The sequence below is a fragment of the Brevundimonas lenta genome, assembly GCF_014196335.1.
In the GTDB taxonomy this organism is placed as follows: Bacteria; Pseudomonadota; Alphaproteobacteria; order Caulobacterales; family Caulobacteraceae; genus Brevundimonas; species Brevundimonas lenta.
Genome location: NZ_JACIDM010000001.1, coordinates 749,773 through 765,596 on the forward strand (window position 1 = coordinate 749,773; position 15,824 = coordinate 765,596).

At 69.0% G+C, this 15,824-nt stretch carries 19 protein-coding genes and 1 tRNA gene; 11 read left to right on the top strand and 9 right to left on the bottom strand.

Translation table 11 applies throughout. The features are described from left to right. Positions 1-126: 126 nt before the first annotated feature. Positions 127-660, top strand: coding sequence for a GNAT family N-acetyltransferase (locus GGR12_RS03755; protein ID WP_183203026.1), 534 nt, complete (start codon positions 127-129; stop codon positions 658-660). A 61-nt stretch (positions 661-721) separates the two neighbouring features. On the opposite strand, the gene GGR12_RS03760 is transcribed toward GGR12_RS03755, so the two are convergent. The 3 genes from GGR12_RS03760 to GGR12_RS03770 form a co-directional block, all read right to left on the bottom strand. Continuing rightward, on the bottom strand, positions 722-919 hold the full coding sequence (locus tag GGR12_RS03760) for a hypothetical protein (RefSeq protein ID WP_183203028.1): 198 nt from the start codon (positions 917-919) through the stop codon (positions 722-724). Between the two features lie 145 nt (positions 920-1,064). Continuing rightward, positions 1,065-1,676 (bottom strand): BA14K family protein, encoded by a 612-nt coding sequence (locus GGR12_RS03765; RefSeq protein WP_183203030.1) that lies wholly within the window; start codon positions 1,674-1,676, stop codon positions 1,065-1,067. A 56-nt stretch (positions 1,677-1,732) separates the two neighbouring features. Beyond that, positions 1,733-2,242: a hypothetical protein gene (locus GGR12_RS03770; protein WP_183203032.1), complete on the bottom strand. Its 510-nt coding sequence runs from the start codon at positions 2,240-2,242 to the stop codon at positions 1,733-1,735. 135 nt (positions 2,243-2,377) lie between these two features. Between GGR12_RS03770 and GGR12_RS03775 the strand changes: the two genes are divergently transcribed. Genes GGR12_RS03775 through GGR12_RS03785 form a run of 3 tightly spaced genes read left to right on the top strand, consistent with a single transcriptional unit; the run spans position 2,378 to position 4,520 of the window. After that, on the top strand, positions 2,378-3,580 hold the full coding sequence (locus GGR12_RS03775; RefSeq protein ID WP_183203034.1) for a threonine ammonia-lyase: 1,203 nt from the start codon (positions 2,378-2,380) through the stop codon (positions 3,578-3,580). Continuing rightward, positions 3,561-4,097, top strand: a complete 537-nt coding sequence (gene bamJ / locus GGR12_RS03780; RefSeq protein ID WP_183203036.1) for a BamJ family beta-barrel-assembly machinery protein — start codon at positions 3,561-3,563, stop codon at positions 4,095-4,097. The genes GGR12_RS03775 and bamJ overlap by 20 nt, the downstream gene beginning before the upstream one ends. A gap of 6 nt (positions 4,098-4,103) precedes the next feature. Continuing rightward, positions 4,104-4,520: a DUF4279 domain-containing protein gene (locus GGR12_RS03785; RefSeq protein ID WP_183203038.1), complete on the top strand. Its 417-nt coding sequence runs from the start codon at positions 4,104-4,106 to the stop codon at positions 4,518-4,520. A gap of 45 nt (positions 4,521-4,565) precedes the next feature. Here the strand turns inward: GGR12_RS03785 and queG are convergent, their stop codons facing one another. From queG to GGR12_RS03805, 4 genes are read right to left on the bottom strand one after another with little or no spacing between them, the layout of a single operon-like run. Next, the gene (gene queG, locus GGR12_RS03790; protein WP_183203040.1) at positions 4,566-5,600 is read right to left on the bottom strand and encodes a tRNA epoxyqueuosine(34) reductase QueG; all 1,035 of its coding nucleotides are present in this window, start codon (positions 5,598-5,600) and stop codon (positions 4,566-4,568) included. Next, positions 5,600-6,661 (bottom strand): hypothetical protein, encoded by a 1,062-nt coding sequence (locus GGR12_RS03795; protein ID WP_183203042.1) that lies wholly within the window; start codon positions 6,659-6,661, stop codon positions 5,600-5,602. Before GGR12_RS03795 ends, queG begins: the two co-directional genes overlap by 1 nt. Before the next feature lie 9 nt (positions 6,662-6,670). Further along, a complete protein-coding gene (fzlA, locus tag GGR12_RS03800; RefSeq protein WP_183203044.1) occupies positions 6,671-7,351 on the bottom strand; it encodes an FtsZ-binding protein FzlA in 681 nt (226 codons plus the stop codon). 55 nt (positions 7,352-7,406) lie between these two features. Then, positions 7,407-8,345 carry a cation diffusion facilitator family transporter gene (locus GGR12_RS03805; RefSeq protein WP_183203047.1) on the bottom strand — a complete coding sequence of 313 codons (939 nt, stop codon included), beginning with the start codon at positions 8,343-8,345 and terminating at the stop codon, positions 7,407-7,409. A 135-nt stretch (positions 8,346-8,480) separates the two neighbouring features. On the opposite strand from GGR12_RS03805, the gene GGR12_RS03810 reads away from it, so the two are divergent. After that, positions 8,481-9,650, top strand: coding sequence for a citrate/2-methylcitrate synthase (locus GGR12_RS03810; protein WP_246328719.1), 1,170 nt, complete (start codon positions 8,481-8,483; stop codon positions 9,648-9,650). Between the two features lie 29 nt (positions 9,651-9,679). Beyond that, the gene (locus tag GGR12_RS03815; RefSeq protein ID WP_183203051.1) at positions 9,680-10,483 is read left to right on the top strand and encodes an undecaprenyl-diphosphate phosphatase; all 804 of its coding nucleotides are present in this window, start codon (positions 9,680-9,682) and stop codon (positions 10,481-10,483) included. A 16-nt stretch (positions 10,484-10,499) separates the two neighbouring features. Here GGR12_RS03815 and GGR12_RS03820 read toward each other — a convergent pair whose 3' ends face one another. Beyond that, a complete protein-coding gene (locus GGR12_RS03820) occupies positions 10,500-11,468 on the bottom strand; it encodes a complex I NDUFA9 subunit family protein (RefSeq protein ID WP_183203053.1) in 969 nt (322 codons plus the stop codon). 232 nt (positions 11,469-11,700) lie between these two features. Here GGR12_RS03820 and GGR12_RS03825 point away from each other — a divergent pair. The 5 genes from GGR12_RS03825 to lptB all read left to right on the top strand — a co-directional run bounded on the left by GGR12_RS03825 (position 11,701) and on the right by lptB (position 14,477). After that, a tRNA-Leu gene (locus tag GGR12_RS03825) sits at positions 11,701-11,787 on the top strand. A 115-nt stretch (positions 11,788-11,902) separates the two neighbouring features. After that, positions 11,903-12,517: a ribonuclease D gene (locus GGR12_RS03830; protein WP_183203055.1), complete on the top strand. Its 615-nt coding sequence runs from the start codon at positions 11,903-11,905 to the stop codon at positions 12,515-12,517. Positions 12,518-12,529: 12 nt separating this feature from the next. Beyond that, entirely contained in the window at positions 12,530-13,186 is a 657-nt protein-coding gene (lptC, locus tag GGR12_RS03835; RefSeq protein WP_183203057.1) for an LPS export ABC transporter periplasmic protein LptC, read from the top strand. A gap of 2 nt (positions 13,187-13,188) precedes the next feature. Continuing rightward, the gene (locus GGR12_RS03840; protein ID WP_183203059.1) at positions 13,189-13,662 is read left to right on the top strand and encodes an LptA/OstA family protein; all 474 of its coding nucleotides are present in this window, start codon (positions 13,189-13,191) and stop codon (positions 13,660-13,662) included. 20 nt (positions 13,663-13,682) lie between these two features. Next, positions 13,683-14,477: an LPS export ABC transporter ATP-binding protein gene (gene lptB, locus GGR12_RS03845; RefSeq protein ID WP_183203060.1), complete on the top strand. Its 795-nt coding sequence runs from the start codon at positions 13,683-13,685 to the stop codon at positions 14,475-14,477. A gap of 9 nt (positions 14,478-14,486) precedes the next feature. On the opposite strand, the gene GGR12_RS03850 is transcribed toward lptB, so the two are convergent. Continuing rightward, positions 14,487-15,782: a M20/M25/M40 family metallo-hydrolase gene (locus GGR12_RS03850; RefSeq protein ID WP_183203061.1), complete on the bottom strand. Its 1,296-nt coding sequence runs from the start codon at positions 15,780-15,782 to the stop codon at positions 14,487-14,489. Between the last annotated feature and the right edge of the window lie 42 nt (positions 15,783-15,824).

Genomic DNA, 15,824 nt, shown 5'->3' on the forward strand with positions numbered 1-15,824 from the left:
CCGATCCGGACCAAGGGAAAATTTTCCGCGGGGAGTCCGGATCACCGGGCTCCCCGTTTTCGTTTCCCCGCCTCGAACACCGCCCGAGCCCTCCAAGGAGGCGGTGAGAATCGAACGAGGCGTGTCATGTGCGTGATCGAACCCTCTCCCGTCGTCGAGACGCGGCGTCTGGCTCTGCGTAGCCCGCAGGCCCAGGATATTTGCCGTCTGGCCACGCTCGCCAACGACCCGGATATCGCGCGCATGACCCTTCGGATGCCGCATCCGTTCTCGATGGACGACGCCGAGGAGTTCGTTCTGCGCGTCGCGGGGCAGGATCCGGCGAAAGCGCAGACCTTCCTGATCGAGCATGAGGACCACGGGCCCGTCGGCGTGCTGGGTCTGTTCGAGGATGGGGATCTGGGGCCGGAGGTCGGCTACTGGATCGGCCGCCCGTTCTGGGGTCGCGGCTATGCGACCGAGGCGCTGGAGGCCGGCGTGGTCTGGGCCAGCCGCAACTGGCGTCGGCGCGCGCTGGTGGCGGGCCATTTCGACGACAATCCCGCCTCCGGCCGCGTGCTGGAGAAGGCCGGCTTCCTGTACACGGGCGAGGTCCGCAAGGGTTTCAGCCGCGCTCGCGGGGAAGAGGCGCGGACGCGCCGGATGGTCTGGCTGGCCTGAAGAACGGCGACGGCCAGAAGGGTTCGCCTTCTGGCCGTTTCGCACCGTTCAGGTCGGCGGCTTAGCCGAACAGGGTGGGGCCGAAGACCGCGGCCATGGCGACAGCGCCGCCGGTGACGGCGACGATCGCGCCGGCGACGAAGGCCACCCAGGTGCGGGCGGTGCGCTGGCGGCGCAGGCCGCTGGATTTAACGCCACGCAGGATGACGAACGGCTTGGGTCCGAAGACTTCCGAGCCAGAGATATTGTGCTGGGACACGTACGCTCCCCCTCGACTAAACGCCCTGGTGGGCGGATGTGACCGAGCGGGCCGGGCGGGGCGAAAAAAGGGCGAACGGCGCTCACCCACACGTCTGTGATCAGATGAACGCCGTTAGCGCGTCAATTGCCGCGGAAGTGGCGGTTTAGCCGCAGAAAATCAGCTCGCCGCTGTAGCCGCGGTAATAGCCGCTGGCCGGATCGTACGAGCGATAGTTGGCGCGGCACCAGTCCATACGGCGGACGTCGCGGCCGCCGGCGTATGCCCGACCGCCGCCGGGGAAGACCACGTCCGGCCGCCCGTAGGCGCCTTCGTAGGTCGTGCCGCCGGAGCCGTGCCCGTAGCCGTAGGCCGAACCGTATCCGCGCTGATGGGATCGATAGCCGTAGCGCCCCTGGCTGTAGCCGTAGCCGTAGTCGCCATGGCCGTAGCGGCTGTACTCGTCGCGGGAGTAGCCGGCGAGCTCGCGATAGTCGCGGCGCGCCTGCGGGCTGACGCGGCGGCGCTGGTCGCGCCAGCGATCGCCGCAGTCGTCCCGGTTCGCATCCCAATAGGCGTCGCAGCGATAATCGCCCGGCCGGTCCAGCTGGCTGCGCCAGTCGAAGTTCGACGGGACGGCGTTGGTGTCACGGCGGTCGTAGTCGTATCGCCCGTCGTACCGGTCCTGGCCGCTGTAGCTGTACGGATTCCAGGACTGGGCGGCGGCGGGCGCGGCGAGCAGGGCGAGGCCGGCGGCGGCGGTCAGGGCGAGGCGCATGGTTAACTCTCCAGAGCGGCCCGATACGCGGCCTTTCGAACGGGTGGCGTGAACTTTCAGAGGGTGACGGCGATCCTTCCGCCGCGGGTCTGCACGCGGCGCATCAGCACCACGCGGTCTCCGCCGGCGCTGACCGGGGCGATGATGAACCAGCCGCCGTCGGGCAGGCCAGTGAACTCGAAGCGGCCGTCGGCGCAGGTCGTCGACCGGACGAACGAGCGATAGTCGGCATTGGGATCCGGAACGGTGCGGGCGCGCACGACGGCTTCCGGCAGGGCGGCGCGGTCGACCGAACCGTACAGGGTCTGGAAGCGGGCGCGGGTGTAGGGGGTGTCCGGCGTCAGGGCGACGTTGCCGGTGCAGGCGAAGGCGACGCCGTTCTGGCGGTATTCGACGCGACCGTCGATGGAGCCGCGGCCGGCGGGTGTCGACCAGCTGAAATCGTCAGTGCGGAAGGTTGCGGGGCCCGACGGAGCGCCGCCGACAGGCGTGGTCGCGCAACCGGCCAGGACGGCGCCGGCGGCGGCGAGGACGATCAGGGGCAGGGCGAACCTGGGCTTGGACATGGCTCTCTCCGTCAACTGCGGTTCGAACATCTGATCAGACGCTCAACGCCGCCATAAGGTCAAGGTTGCGACGCATGGGGCCGTGGTCCAAAAGCGCGCATCAGCCCGGCGCAGAACCGGGTATAGGGGACGCCCATGACAGTCACGTTTGACGACATTCTGGCGGCGCGGGACCGTATCGCCGGTCAGGTCGACCGTACGCCCGTACGCTATTCGCGCCGCATCTCGCAGCTCACCGGAGCCGAGGTCTGGATCAAGTTCGACAACCTGCATTTCACCGGCTCGTTCAAGGAACGCGGCGCGCTGAATCGCCTGCTGCAACTGACGCCGGACGAACGGCGACGCGGCGTGGTCGCCGCCAGCGCGGGCAATCACGCACAGGCGCTGGCCTATCACGGCGGCCGTCTGGGCGTGCCGGTGACGATCGTCATGCCGGAGGGCACGCCCTTCGTGAAGGCGGACGGCACGCGGGCCCACGGCGCGACCGTCGTGATCAAGGGCGCCGATTTTTCCGGCTCGACCGAGGAGGCGCACCGGCTGCGCGACGAGGAAGGCTTCGTCTTCATCTCGGCCTTCGACGACGCGGGCATTGTGGCTGGCCAGGGCGTGTGCGGCCTGGAGTTCCTGGAGGACGCGCCTGACCTCGACGTTCTGATCATTCCGATCGGCGGCGGCGGGCTGATCGCCGGTTCGGCCATCGCGGCGAAAGCCCTGAAGCCTTCTATCCGCATCGTCGGCGTCGAGGCGGCCATGTATCCCTCGTTCTCGGCCAAACGGGCCGGCCAGCCGCCGAAATGCGGCGGCCAGACGATCGCCGAGGGCATCGCCATCAAGGCGGTCGGCGACATTCCGTTCGCGCTGGCGGACCCGCTGATCGACGAGGTCCTGGTCTGCCAGGAGGCCGATTTCGAGAAGGGCGTCGCCTTCCTCGCCACGCTGGAGAAGACGGTCGCCGAGGGCGCCGGGGCCGGCGGCCTGGCGGCCATGCTGGCCTACCCCGACAAATTCAGGGGCCTGAAGGTCGGCATCGAGCTGACCGGCGGCAATATCGACGCCCGCATGCTGGCCGTGGTCCTGAACCGCGAGCTGGTCCGCGAGAAGAAGCTGGTGGTCTATCGCATCCTGGGCGACGACCGCCCGGGCATGCTGTCCAAGATGAGCGCGGTGATCGGCGGTCTTGGCGGCAACATCATCGACGTGGTGCACAACCGGCTGGCGCTGGATGTGCCGGCCAAGGGCGCGGAGTTCGACATCATGGTCGAGACCCGCGGCGAAGCGCACGCTCAGGAAATCAGACAGGGACTGGAAGAGGCTGGATATGACCTTCGCATGGGCTAGGACCGCAGCGGCCGCAGCCGTCATGGCGACGCTGGCGCTGGCCGCCTGCAACAAGGGCCCGGCGACGGTGGACGAGACCGCCGACGTGAACGCACGCGCGGCCCAGTTCTTCCTGACCAACAACGCCAAGGCGGAGGGGGTGAAAACCCTGCCGTCGGGCGTGCAGTACAAGATCCTGCAGTCGGGCCCCGCAGGCGGCGAGAGCCCGGACCGGAACGATCTGGTTCGCGTGGAGTACGAAGGCAGCCTGACGGACGGTACGGTGTTCGACAGCTCGTTCGAACGCGGCCAGCCGGCGGTCTTCACCCTGGGCACGGTCGTCGACGGCTGGACCGAGGCGCTGCAGCACATGAAGGTCGGCGACGAATGGGTCGTCTATCTGCCGCCCGAGAAGGGCTACGGCGAACAGGGCCAGGGCCCGATCCCGCCGAACAGCGTGCTGGTGTTCCGGCTTAAGCTGCTGGATATCGCCCGCGCGCCGGGCGGCGAGACAGGTGTCGGCTCGGCCAACGGGTAAGGGGCCATGGGGACGCTCGAATCCTCGGCGGCATCCATCGGCTTCTATGGTGACGACCTCGATCCGGCCGAGATCACGCGCAGTCTCGGGGGCGAACCAACCGTCGGCGTCGCCAGGGGCGAAACGTGGACTAACGATTACGGCAGGGAGATCACCGCCAAAACCGGTTCGTGGCGGCTGGTGGCGGATCGACAGGAGCCTGCGGATCTCGATTGGAAGATCAGGCAGCTGTTTTCGGGCCTGAACGATGACCTCCAAGCGTGGCGGTCGTTGGCTGGTCGGTACAGGGGGCGCGTCTTCTGTGGGCTGTTCCTTGCAACGTCGAACGATGGCCTGACGCTGCAACCTGAAACACTCCGCATGATCGGGGAGCGTGGCCTCGTCGTCGATCTCGACATCTACGGGCCGATCAAACCGGATTGAGTTGGGCTCGCCGGCCGCCAGACGGATGACAAGGCGCGCGGGACTCTACGTGGTCAGACGCGCCAGCGCCCATTCGGCGGCGTCGCGGACGACCGGGTTCGGGTCGTCCAGCAGGGCCTCGGCGGACGGGATCTGTTCCGCGTCCCCGCTGTTGCCGATGGCGTAGAGGACGTTGCGGACGAAGCGGTCGCGACCGATGCGTTTGACCGGGCTTTTCGTGAACAGGGCGCGGAAGGCGGCGTCGTCCAGGGCGGCGAGATCCGCCAGGCGGGGCGAGACCAGGGCGTCCCGGGCCTGCACGCGCCCTTCCCGGGCGGCGGCGGCGAACTTGTTCCACGGACAGACGGCCAGACAGTCGTCGCAGCCGTAGATGCGGCTGCCGGCCGCCGTGCGGAACTCGACCGGCCAGGGCCCCGCGAACTCGATGGTCAGATAGGAAAGGCAGCGGCGGGCGTCGAGCTGGAACGGGGCCGGGAAGGCCGCCGTCGGACAGGCGTCGAGGCAGGCGGTGCAGGTGCCGCAGTGCTCCCCCTCCGGCGCGTCCGGCTCGAACTCCGTCGCGGTGAGGATGACGCCGAGAAACAGCCAGTTGCCGTGACTGCGCGACAGCAGGTTGGTGTGCTTGCCCTGCCAGCCGAGGCCGGCCCGCTGGGCCAGCGGCTTCTCCATCAGGGGAGCGGTGTCGACGAAGACCTTGACCTCCTCGCCGGTGCGGGCGGCGATCTGGCCGGCGAGGGTCTTGAGCCGACCCTTGATGACCTCGTGATAGTCGTCGCCGCGCGCATAGACTGAGATGTAGCCGGCCGAGGCGTCCTGCATCTCCGGCAGGGGATCATGCTCCGGTCCGTAGTTGAGACCCAGGACGATGGCGCTGCGGGCGCCCTCCCACATGGCGGTGGGGTGGGCGCGGCGCTCAAGCGTCGTCTCCATCCAGCCCATGTCGCCGTGTCGCCCGGCCTCGACAAAATGGGCCAGCCGCTCACCCGCGCTCCACGACGCGGAGGCCGAGGCGAAGCGGCAGACGTCGAAGCCGAGCATGCCCGCGCGCTTGCGTACCTCGGCGCGCAGGTCGTCCGCCATCAGTCGGAAACAGCGGCCACCATAGCCGCCCGGTCCTGTTGCAGGGTCATGCGACGCGTGCCGAGACCTTCCATGGCCTGGCTGAGTGCGAGCTGACCCTCGAGGTCGCCTGCCGCTGTCTTGTCCGCCAGTTTGGTCAGCAAGGCTGCAATCTCCCGCTCGACGTTTGCGCTCTCAATGTAGGAGTCCATGGCGGCGCCGAACACCTGAGCCATACCGGCCTGCTGCATGGCGGCGTTCATCTCCGTGCGGCTCTGTCGTGCGGCGGCGGCGAGGTCGTCTGCCTGTTGCGAGGCGGCGGCGGCCCGCTGCCGCATTTCCGTTGCGACGAGGTCCCGATCGACCTCCTTGCCCAGCAGCGTCGCCGCGAACTGCTTCATCCAGGCCGACATCGCATAGTCGGACTCCAGCATCGCGGAGACGAGGTGGTGCTGCGGTTCGCCCGGCTTGCTGCGCATCGTCCGTAGCAGGATGATCTCGCTGTCGATGGCCGCTGCGCTGAGCATCATCACGCCGTTGATCAGGGCGAGCCGGTCCTGATCCCGACCGGACGTCGCCGTGATCATCAGGTTCGAATAGTCCGCGAACGCCGCATCCGTCTGGCGCAGGAAGGTGGCTAGGCCGTCGCGGAATTCGATGTAGCCGAGGCGGACCGCGCGGGCTTCCGGGTATTCAACAAGGAAGCCCGGCAGGGCCGGCGGGTCGGTCGGCAGGGTATCGAACGTCGCCCGCTCGCCGGCCATTCCGGACCTTTCCGCAGCAATCCAGGCTTCCGCCCAGGCGCGTGCGCCGGCCCGGTCGCCCGCGTCGACGCGGTCGATGAACTGCGCGGTGGCGTCGCTGAAGCGGCCGATGCGATCGGTCCTGGCGCTCAGGATTTCGGAATAGGCGGTGGACCACCGCGCCGAATCCGCCAGCCATTGGCGGGCCAGCTCGTCTTCATTGGCGCCGGGTTGTTCGAGAGCGGGTGCGCCCGACCCGGGTGGAGGAGCGGCCGCCGCCGGCGTCCACCCAAGCACCATCGCAGCGCCAAGCGCCGCCGCCCAAAGATTCGTATTCATGCCCGCCCCCTAGAAATCGAGGTCGGCATACTGCCCCGAAGCGGGCACGCCAGGGAAGCGGTCGGCCAGCAGGGGCCGGAAGCACGGCCGCGATTTCAGCTTCATGTACCAGGTCTTCAACGCGGGCCAGTTGGCCCAGGCGACCTCGCCGAAATAGTCGAGGATCGACAGGTGGGCCGCGGCGACGAGGTCGGCCTGGCTGAGCCGGCGCCCGGAGAGCCAGTCGCGCTCGGCCACCAGGCTTTCGAACTGCGACAGGTGGGCGCGCAGGGCCTCGCGGCCGGCGCGCAGGGCGCGGGCTTCGGGCGGCCCGAGGCGAAGCAGGGGCTTCTCCATGCGCTCGTGCAGAAGCACGGCGTCGACCTCGTCGGTGAAGCGGCGGTCGAACCAGGTGACCAGGCGGCGGGTCTCGGCGCGCTCGGCCGCATCGGCGGGCAGCAGGAAGGGCGCGGCGGAACGGTCTTCGAGCCAGCCGAGAATGGCCGCCGGTTCGCACAGGGTCAGGGTCCGGCCGGTCTCGGTTACCTGCAGGACCGGCGGCATGCCCGACGGATTCAGCCCCGCGATCGGGCAGCTGTCCTCCCACGGGCGGACGGGCGTTTCCTCGAAGGCGACCTTCGCTTCGCCCAGCGCCAGGCGCGCGGCGCGCGAACCGGGATCGAAAGCGAAGTGATACAGGACGGAAGACATGCGCTGTCCATGCGCCCAAGGCCGTTAAGCGGGCGTTAGCCATCCCGCGAAGGCGTCAGGCCCAGGGTCCTTTTGCGGTCGTGGGAGAAACGTCGTCGGCATGAGGGCGGACGGGACCGCGCGGGTCCGGATGCATGAGGATGTCCGCGTGCGGCCACTGGGCCAGCAGACGTTCCTCGGCCTCCTGCATGATGGCGTGGGCCTGATCCAGGGTCAGGGCGGGGTCCATGTCGATGTGCATCTGGATCATCATGACCGGGCCGGCCTGACGGGTGCGCAGTCGATGCACGCCGCCGATGCGGGGATCGGACAGGACGGCCGTGGTGATGGCGACGCGGTCGGCGTCGGAGGCGGTGCGATCCAGCAGCTGGTCGGCGGCGCCACGCAGGATGCCCGTGGCGCCCCAGAACAGCCAGACGGCGACGACGAGGCCGGCCGCTGCGTCCAGTCCCGGCGCGGACAGGAAGGCGCCCGAGATCACGCCGATCAGGACCACGGCGTTGGCGGCGAGGTCGGCGACGTAGTGGGCGCGGTCGGCCTCGATGGCGACGGAGCCGGTCGCCTTGACGGCCCGCGTCTGGCGCCAGACCAGCCAGCCGGTCAGGGCGATGGAGATCAGGACGACCAGCACGCTCCAGTAGCCGGCGCTGACCGGACGCGGGTCGAAGATGCGCTGGATGGCCTCCCAGCCGATGAAGACGCTGGACGCGAAGACAAGGCCGGCCTGGACCAGGGCGGCGAGCGCCTCGCCCTTGCCGTGGCCGAATCGATGCTCGTCGTCGGGCGGGGCGGCGGCCCAGCGCACGGCGAAGAAGGTCGCCAGTGAAGCGACGAGGTCGAGGGTCGAATCCGCAAGCGACGCCAGCATTGAGACCGAACCGGATGCGCCGAGGGCGAAGGCCTTGAGCACGATCAGGGTCACGGCCACGCCGACCGACAGTCGGGTGACGTTGCGCGTGGCGGCGTGGATGTCGTCCAGAGAGGAGGCGGTCATCGCCGTCCTTGTCGCGGAAAGCCATGGCCGTGCCAAGGCCGACACAAGCTTCACCGTGAAGGCGTTTACCATTACAACGGTTTCCGGTCGCCGCCGGAACGCTGTTCCAGGGGGTGGCGCACCGGGGGAATGGGCATGCAACCGGCGTCGGACGACCGCTGGATCGGGCGCGGAGAGGCGCTGGACCGCCTGGGCGTGAAAGCCCAGACGCTGTACGCCTATGTCAGCCGGGGGCGGATCACTGCGCGGCCCGATCCGCTGGATCCGCGCCGCAGCCTTTACGCCGTGCGCGACATCGCCCGTTTGACCGGCGAGCCGATCACCGACGAGGACTCGCCGCGGGCGCCGCCGGGCGGGCCGCCGACGCGGGGCGAGGCCGATCTGGCCTCCTCGATCAGTTTCATCGCCGACGGACGCCTGTTCTTCCGCGGGCTGGACGCCGTTCAGTTGTCGGAGACGGCGACGCTGGAGGATGTTTCGCGGCGCCTGTGGGGCGTGCGTACGATCAATCCGTTCGCCGAAGTCCGGCCGCGGGTCGGCCTGACGCCCGGCGGATCGGCGCGGGCGCGCCTGTTCGCCGCCCTGGCGCGACGGGCCGAAGAGGACGCCGAGGCCAAGCCGCGGTCGCCCGAGACCCTGGCCATCGAATGCGCGCGGGTTCTGGACGAGGCCGTGGACGCCGTGGCCGGGCCGGGACCGCGACTGTTCCTGCACCAGAGACTGGCGCGGTCGTGGAAGGCGCCCGAGCGCGACGCCCAGTTGATCCGGCGCGCCCTCGTGCTGTCGGCCGACGCCGGCCTGGACGCGGCCGTGCTGGCCGTGCGCGCGGCGGCCGCAGGCGGAGCCTCGCCCGCGGCCTGCGCGCTGGCCGGGCTGGCGGTGGTGGCCGCATCGGATGTGATGAGCGAGATGACCAGGGCCTCGTCCTGGATCATCGCGGTGCGACGTCAGGCCGCTGACGCCGCCCGGCGCGCGCATGAGGCCGGCGTGCTGGCCGGCTTCGGCGACCGGATGTGGCCAGGCGGGGATCCGCGCGCAGCGGCCCTGCTGCAGGCGGCGGACCTGCCGCTCGATCTGGCGCGCGCGGTGGCCGAAGGCGAGGCGGCGGCGGGACGTCCCCCCGCGTTCTCGCTGGCGCTGGCGGCTGTATCGCGTCGACTGGAGCTCCCGCGCGAGGGTGCGCAGGACCTGATGCTGGTCGGCCGCCTGGCCGGATTGCTGGGCCACGCGCTGGACCAGATGACCGACGGCTCGCCTATCCGGGCGCGCCTGCGCTATGTGGGTCCTGAACCGGGCGCGAACTGAATCGCGCCCCAGCTTTGTAAGGGGCGCGTATGCCGGATTGGTTGGCGGCGATCATCCTTGGCCTGGTGGAAGGCCTGACCGAGTTCATTCCGGTTTCGTCCACGGGCCACCTGCTGCTGACCAAGGAGGCGCTGGGACTGCCTCCGGAGCCGTGGGACACCTTCATCGTCATGATCCAGCTGGGCGCGATCCTGGCGGTGGTGGCGATCTATTTCCAGCGCCTGTGGAAGGTCGTGCTCGACCTGCCGGGCAAGGATCCGGCGGCGCGAATGTTCGCCCTGTCGGTGCTGCTGGCCTTCATCCCCTCGGCGATCGTGGGTCTGCTGTTCCACGATTTCATCAAGGAGGTGCTGTTCAATCCGACGATCGTCTGCGTGACCCTGATCCTCGGCGGGTTCGGCCTGATCGCGCTGGAGCGCTGGGCGCCGCCGGCGCGGATCGACGACGCCATGGCCTTCAACTGGAAGACCGCGCTGGGCGTGGGTTTGTTCCAGTGCATCTCGATCGTGCCGGGCGTGTCCCGTTCAGGCGCGACGATCGTGGGCGGCCTGCTGCTGGGCGTCGACAAGCGGGCGGCGGCGGAGTTCTCGTTCTTCCTCGCCATCCCGACGATGGTCGCGGCCTTCGGGCTCGACTTCTGGGAGAGCCGGGACCTGATCACGCAGGACGTGGCCGGGCTGATCGCCATCGGCTTCGTCGTGTCGTTCTTCAGCGGTCTGTTCGTGGTGAAGACGCTGGTCGACTTCGTCGGCCGCTACGGTTTCGCCCCGTTCGCCGCCTGGCGCATCCTGGTCGGCACCGTCGGTCTGTTGGCGATGTGGCTGATCGCCTGAAGACGGAAGGGCGGCCTCAGGCCGCCGCTTCCGCGAACTGACCGCCGCGGCGGTAGCGCCACAGGTAGGACGAGGCCACAGCCTCCAGGCCGGTGGGCTCGATGCCCAGTTCAGCGAGGCCGGGTGTCGAGCCCGATACCACGTTATCGCTTTCCAGCAGCAGGACCTGGTCTTCCGTCAGCATAGGCTTGATGCCGAACAGGGCGGTCAGCTGGGCCAGGCCGCCGACCAGTTTCGCCACGAAGAACGGCATGGGCAGCAGGCCGCGGGTGCGGTGCGTCTCCCGCAGGACCAGCTTCATCACGTCCTCGAACGTCATGACCGCAGGACCGCCCAGTTCGTAGGTCTGCTCGCCGGCGTCGGCGCGGGCCGTCAGCGCAGCGATCGCTGCGGCGACGTCGCCGACGTAGACGGGCTGGAATTTCGTCTGGCCGCCGCCGATGAGCGGCAGGGCCGGCGCCATCTGGGCCATGGCGGCGAACTTGTTCAGGAAGTCGTCGCCCGAGCCGAACACGACAGACGGGCGCACGATGACGGCGTCGGGCTTGACCTCGCGGACGGCCATTTCGCCTTCGGCCTTGGTGCGGGCGTACTCCGACGCGCTTTCCGGATTGGCGCCGAGGGCCGACACGTGGACCAGGCGGTCGACGCCGACGGCGGCTGCAGCGGCGGCGATATTCCGGGCGGCGGCGACATGCAGGTCGTGGAATTTGCGCGACGGCGTCTCATGCAGGATGCCGATCAGATTGATCACCGCGTCCGCGCCGGCGACCGCGGCCTCGACCTGGGCCGGGTCCGTGGCGTCGCAGCGAACGGCGAGGATCTGGCCGACGTGACCGGAGGTTTGCAGCTTCCATGCGCGGTCAGGGCGGCGGCAGGCGACGCGAATCCGCCAGCCGCGACGGGCCAGCGCCTGAACGACCTGGCCGCCGACGAAGCCCGAGCCCCCGAAAACAGTGATCAGACCGGGCGCAGCATCGACCATGACAGACTCCGCGAAAAGACATCGTGCCGGCTCCGGACCGGCGTTGCGGCGGGATTAGACGATGCCTGCGAGGCCCGCAACGCACAGGCGGATTTGTTCGCTTCGGAATGCGATCGGCGTGACCCGAAATAAACGTGACAAAAGGCTGTTGACCGGATCGGGCACCTGCCTTAGAGGTCCGCGCCTTCCGGACGGAAACGCCCCCGAACAACGACGGGGCGGCGATGTCTGGGCCCAGATGGCGGAATTGGTAGACGCGCTGGCTTCAGGTGCCAGTGGCTTAACGGCCGTGGAGGTTCGAGTCCTCTTCTGGGCACCATCTTTTGAGCGGCGCCGCATCTCCTGATGCGGCGCCGTTTCTGTTTTGGCCCCTATCGCCTCGCGCGCAACGCTCGGCTACTTGATGGGCTGACAAGTTTTACGAGACTGGCTGGATGACCGTTTACCTGCACGAAGGCGACCTGCCCGACGGCCTCGACCTGGGCCCGGTGGTGGCGGTCGACTCCGAAACGATGGGCCTGCGCTTCCGTCGCGACCCCCTGTGCGTGGTGCAGCTGTCGTCAGGCGACGGCGACGCCCATGTCGTGCGCCTGAACCGTCCGCTCTACGATTGCCCGAACCTGAAGCGGCTGCTGGTCGATCCGGCGGTGCTGAAGCTGTTCCACTTCGGCCGGTTCGACATCGGCATGTTCCAGCTGCACCTGGGCGTGGAGACGCGCCCGGTCTACTGCACCAAGATCGCCTCCAAGCTGGCCCGCACCTACACGGACCGCCACGGCCTGAAGGACGTGGTGCGCGAGTGCGCCGGCGTCGAGCTGAGCAAGGCCCAGCAGTCCAGCGACTGGGGCGCCGCCGAACTGACCCAGGCGCAACTGGATTACGCCGCGTCGGACGTCCTTTACCTGCACGCCGTGAAGGCCAAGCTGGACGAGATGCTGGAGCGCGAAGGTCGAACCGAACTGGCCGCCCGGTGTTTTGAATTCCTGCCCAGCCGATCCGCGCTCGACCTGGCCGGCTGGGATGAGATGGACATCTTCGCCCATGCCTGATTCCGGGGCCTGATGACCGAGCCGACAAACACCCGGGAAGCCGAGGACGAGGCCCGCGTGCACGCGACGGCCGTGGCCTTCCGCACGCGTTCGCGGCGGGTTCAGCTGCTGCGCCGGCTGCTGCCGGTGCTGATCGTCGTGCTGGCGGGCGGCACGCTCAGCTGGATCGTGCTCCGCACGGTGATGTCGGACGTGGAGCGGTCGGCCGAAACGCCACGCGAGGTGACGCTGGAGAACTCGCGCTTCCTCGGCCAGGACGCTCAGGGACGCGGTTTCGTGGTGGGCTTCAAGCGCGCCGTGCGGGATCCGCAGACCGGGCATTTCAAGCTGGTCGCCCCGGCGCTGCGGCTGAATCTCGGCGGCCGCAAGGTGACGACGCTGACGGCGGACGGCGGCCTGTACAACGAGGCGGCGCGGACCGTGACCCTCGGCCCGAACGTAAAGGTCTCGGACGGCGGCTCCGGTTTTACGCTGGTGACGCCGGAGGCGGTCGTCGACACGCGCACGGGCGTCGTGACAGGGTCGAAGGGCGTTCAGGGCTCCGGCCCCCTTGGAACGGTGTCCGCTTCGTCCTATGCGATTTATGAACAGGGCGAACGGGTCGTGTTCAGCGGGTCGGGCGATAACAAGGTGCGCGGGACGATAAACCCGGCGAGGTCCAACGGATGAGCATGATCAGAACACTGGCGGCCGCGAGCCTCGGTCTGGCCCTTCTGGCCGCGCCGACGATCGGCGACGCCCAGAGCTTCCAGGGCGGGCAGCCGATCATGTGGGGGGCCGACGAGGTGTCGCGCACGCCCACCAGCCTGTCCCTGCGTGGACGCGCCGAGCTGACGCAGGGCGACAGCCGCATCCGCGCCGACCGGGTCGAGGGCACGATCAACAACGGCGACCTGAGCCGGGTCGAGGCGACGGGCAACGTCTATTTCGTCACTCCCGAGCAGACGATCCGCGGCGATCGCGCCGTCTACACCCCGGCCAACGACACCATCGTGCTGACCGGCGACGTGATCCTGACCCAGGGCGAGAACGTCATGACTGGCGGTCGGCTGACCTACAACACCCGTACCGAGGCCGCGCAGATGGAAGGCGGCTCCGGCAGCCGCGTCCAGGGCGTCTTCGTTCCCGAACGCAGCGGGACCTGAGCCGCGGCTCGGAATGACGCGTGGCCCGCAAGGAACTCTCAGCTCTCAACGTCCATGACCCCGTCGCCCCCGAGGCGGCGGTCGAGGCGCCGCGCCCGACGGGTCTGCGGGCCGAACACCTGGCCCGCTCGTTCGGGCAGCGGCAGGTGGTGCGCGACGTCTCGCTGACGGTCCAGCGCGGCGAGGTAGCGGGCCTGCTCGGCCCCAACGGCGCGGGCAAGACGACCTGCTTCTACATGATCACCGGCCTGATCCCGCCGGACTCCGGCTCGATCTGGCTGGACGGCGAGGACATCACCGGCCAGCCGATGTACCAGCGCGCCCGGATGGGGCTGGGCTATCTGGCGCAGGAAGCCTCGATCTTCCGCGGCATGACCGTCGAGCAGAACGTCAAGGCGGTGGTGGAGCTGCATCACTCCGGCCAGGCGGCGATCAATGAGGAGGTCGCCCGGCTGCTTGAAGAGCTGCGCATCGACCATTTGCGCCATGCGCCGGCCTCGGGCCTGTCGGGCGGCGAGCGGCGGCGGTGCGAGATCGCCCGTGCGCTGGCCGGCAAACCCAGCTTCATGCTGCTGGACGAACCCTTCGCCGGCATCGACCCGCTGGCCATCGCCGACATCCGCCAGGTGATCCGTTATCTGGCCGGGCAGGGGATCGGCGTACTGATCACCGACCACAATGTCCGCGAGACGCTGGAGATCATCGACCACGCCTCGATCATCTCGGGCGGCTCGGTGCTGTTCGAAGGCAAGGCCGAGGACGTGATCCGCGATCCGGAAGTCCGCCGGGTCTATCTGGGCGATATGTACGGTTGACGGTCTGCGTCAGGGCTGCCCCAGGCTCAGTCGGCTGATCAGGACCGCAGCCCTTTGGGACTGCCTCACCAGACTGTCGAGATCGACCCATTCGCCGTCGGCGTGGGCATTGCCGCCCGCGACGCCCAGCCCGCCGAGCGTATCGACGTCGGCTGCCACGAAACCGCTGTCGGCGGCTCCGCGACGGGCGGGATCGTATTCGGCCATCTCGGGCAGGCCGAGGTCGCGATTGACGGCGTTGAGGCGGGCCAGGAGGGCGCGGTTGCCTTCGGTCGGGGCCATGGGCGGATAGCCGCTTTCACCGAAGACCAGTTCCGCGTCGGTGCGGGGAAGGTGGGCGTCCACGATGGCCTGCATGCCGGCGCGGATGCGGGCGTCCTGCTCGGCGGTGAGGGTGCGCAGGTCGCCGCGTGCGACGGCCGTGGAGGCGACGATATTGGTCTTGCCCGACGCCGTGACGCTGAAGCCTTCGGCGTCGATGGCGGCAGGCGTGCCGCCGCCGATGACGCCGACGTTGTAGGTCAGGTTGGGCTCGGGCAGTTCGCGGCGGAAGCCGTCGAGGATGCGCGCCATCTCGTAGATGGCTCCGTAGCCGAGGTTGTCGTTGAACACGCCGCTGGAATGGCCGGTGCGGCCGGTGGTGGTCAGGGTCCAGTTGGCCGAGCTGCGACGCGCGATGGTGCCGAAGTCGTTCTCGTCCTCGACGGCCAGGTTCTCGAACTCCAGGGCGAAGGCGGCTTCGCGCCCGGCCGCGATCAGGTCCTGCCGCGCGATGGCGACCGGGGCGCCGATCCGTTCCTCGTCGCCGGTCAGGACGATGGTGATGTTGGCGTCCTGGAGGGTTCCGGCGGCCTGCATGGCGCGCAGGGCGGCGATGATCACCACCACCCCGCCCTTGTCGTCGCCGACGCCTGGGCCTGTGGCGCGCGAGCCGGTCCGTTCGAACCGCTGGAACGGGTTGTCGGCCTCGAACACCGTATCGAGGTGGCCGATGAGGAGGACGTTTCTGCCCGATCCCGGGTGCCTGGCGATCAAATGACCGGCGCGGCCGGTCTCCGCCATATCGACCCACGAGACCTCGAAGCCGAGAGGCTCCAGTTCGGTGCGGACCATGTCGCCGACCGCGCGGACGCCGGGCAGGTTCAGCGAGCCGCTGTTCTGGTTCACCATACGCTCAAGCAGGGCGATGTGGCGGTCGTGCTCGCTCTGCACCGTCTGCATCATCGTCTGTTCGGCCGGGTTGCTCTGGGCCGCGGCAGCCGTGGGCAGGGCGAACAGAAGCAAGGCGGCGAGGACAAGGCGCATGGGGACTTCTCTCTGTGCAGGACCCCAGCGTTTGCCGATCCG

Coding starts and splice junctions, on each gene's coding strand:
- GGR12_RS03755 (WP_183203026.1), top strand. CDS start 127: ATGTGCGTGATCGAACCCTCTCCCGTCGTCGAGACGCGGCGTCTGGCT.
- GGR12_RS03765 (WP_183203030.1), bottom strand. CDS start 1,676: ATGCGCCTCGCCCTGACCGCCGCCGCCGGCCTCGCCCTGCTCGCCGCG.
- GGR12_RS03770 (WP_183203032.1), bottom strand. CDS start 2,242: ATGTCCAAGCCCAGGTTCGCCCTGCCCCTGATCGTCCTCGCCGCCGCC.
- GGR12_RS03775 (WP_183203034.1), top strand. CDS start 2,378: ATGACAGTCACGTTTGACGACATTCTGGCGGCGCGGGACCGTATCGCC.
- bamJ (WP_183203036.1), top strand. CDS start 3,561: ATGACCTTCGCATGGGCTAGGACCGCAGCGGCCGCAGCCGTCATGGCG.
- GGR12_RS03785 (WP_183203038.1), top strand. CDS start 4,104: ATGGGGACGCTCGAATCCTCGGCGGCATCCATCGGCTTCTATGGTGAC.
- queG (WP_183203040.1), bottom strand. CDS start 5,600: ATGGCGGACGACCTGCGCGCCGAGGTACGCAAGCGCGCGGGCATGCTC.
- GGR12_RS03795 (WP_183203042.1), bottom strand. CDS start 6,661: ATGAATACGAATCTTTGGGCGGCGGCGCTTGGCGCTGCGATGGTGCTT.
- fzlA (WP_183203044.1), bottom strand. CDS start 7,351: ATGTCTTCCGTCCTGTATCACTTCGCTTTCGATCCCGGTTCGCGCGCC.
- GGR12_RS03805 (WP_183203047.1), bottom strand. CDS start 8,345: ATGACCGCCTCCTCTCTGGACGACATCCACGCCGCCACGCGCAACGTC.
- GGR12_RS03810 (WP_246328719.1), top strand. CDS start 8,481: ATGCAACCGGCGTCGGACGACCGCTGGATCGGGCGCGGAGAGGCGCTG.
- GGR12_RS03815 (WP_183203051.1), top strand. CDS start 9,680: ATGCCGGATTGGTTGGCGGCGATCATCCTTGGCCTGGTGGAAGGCCTG.
- GGR12_RS03820 (WP_183203053.1), bottom strand. CDS start 11,468: ATGGTCGATGCTGCGCCCGGTCTGATCACTGTTTTCGGGGGCTCGGGC.
- GGR12_RS03830 (WP_183203055.1), top strand. CDS start 11,903: ATGACCGTTTACCTGCACGAAGGCGACCTGCCCGACGGCCTCGACCTG.
- lptC (WP_183203057.1), top strand. CDS start 12,530: ATGACCGAGCCGACAAACACCCGGGAAGCCGAGGACGAGGCCCGCGTG.
- GGR12_RS03840 (WP_183203059.1), top strand. CDS start 13,189: ATGATCAGAACACTGGCGGCCGCGAGCCTCGGTCTGGCCCTTCTGGCC.
- GGR12_RS03850 (WP_183203061.1), bottom strand. CDS start 15,782: ATGCGCCTTGTCCTCGCCGCCTTGCTTCTGTTCGCCCTGCCCACGGCT.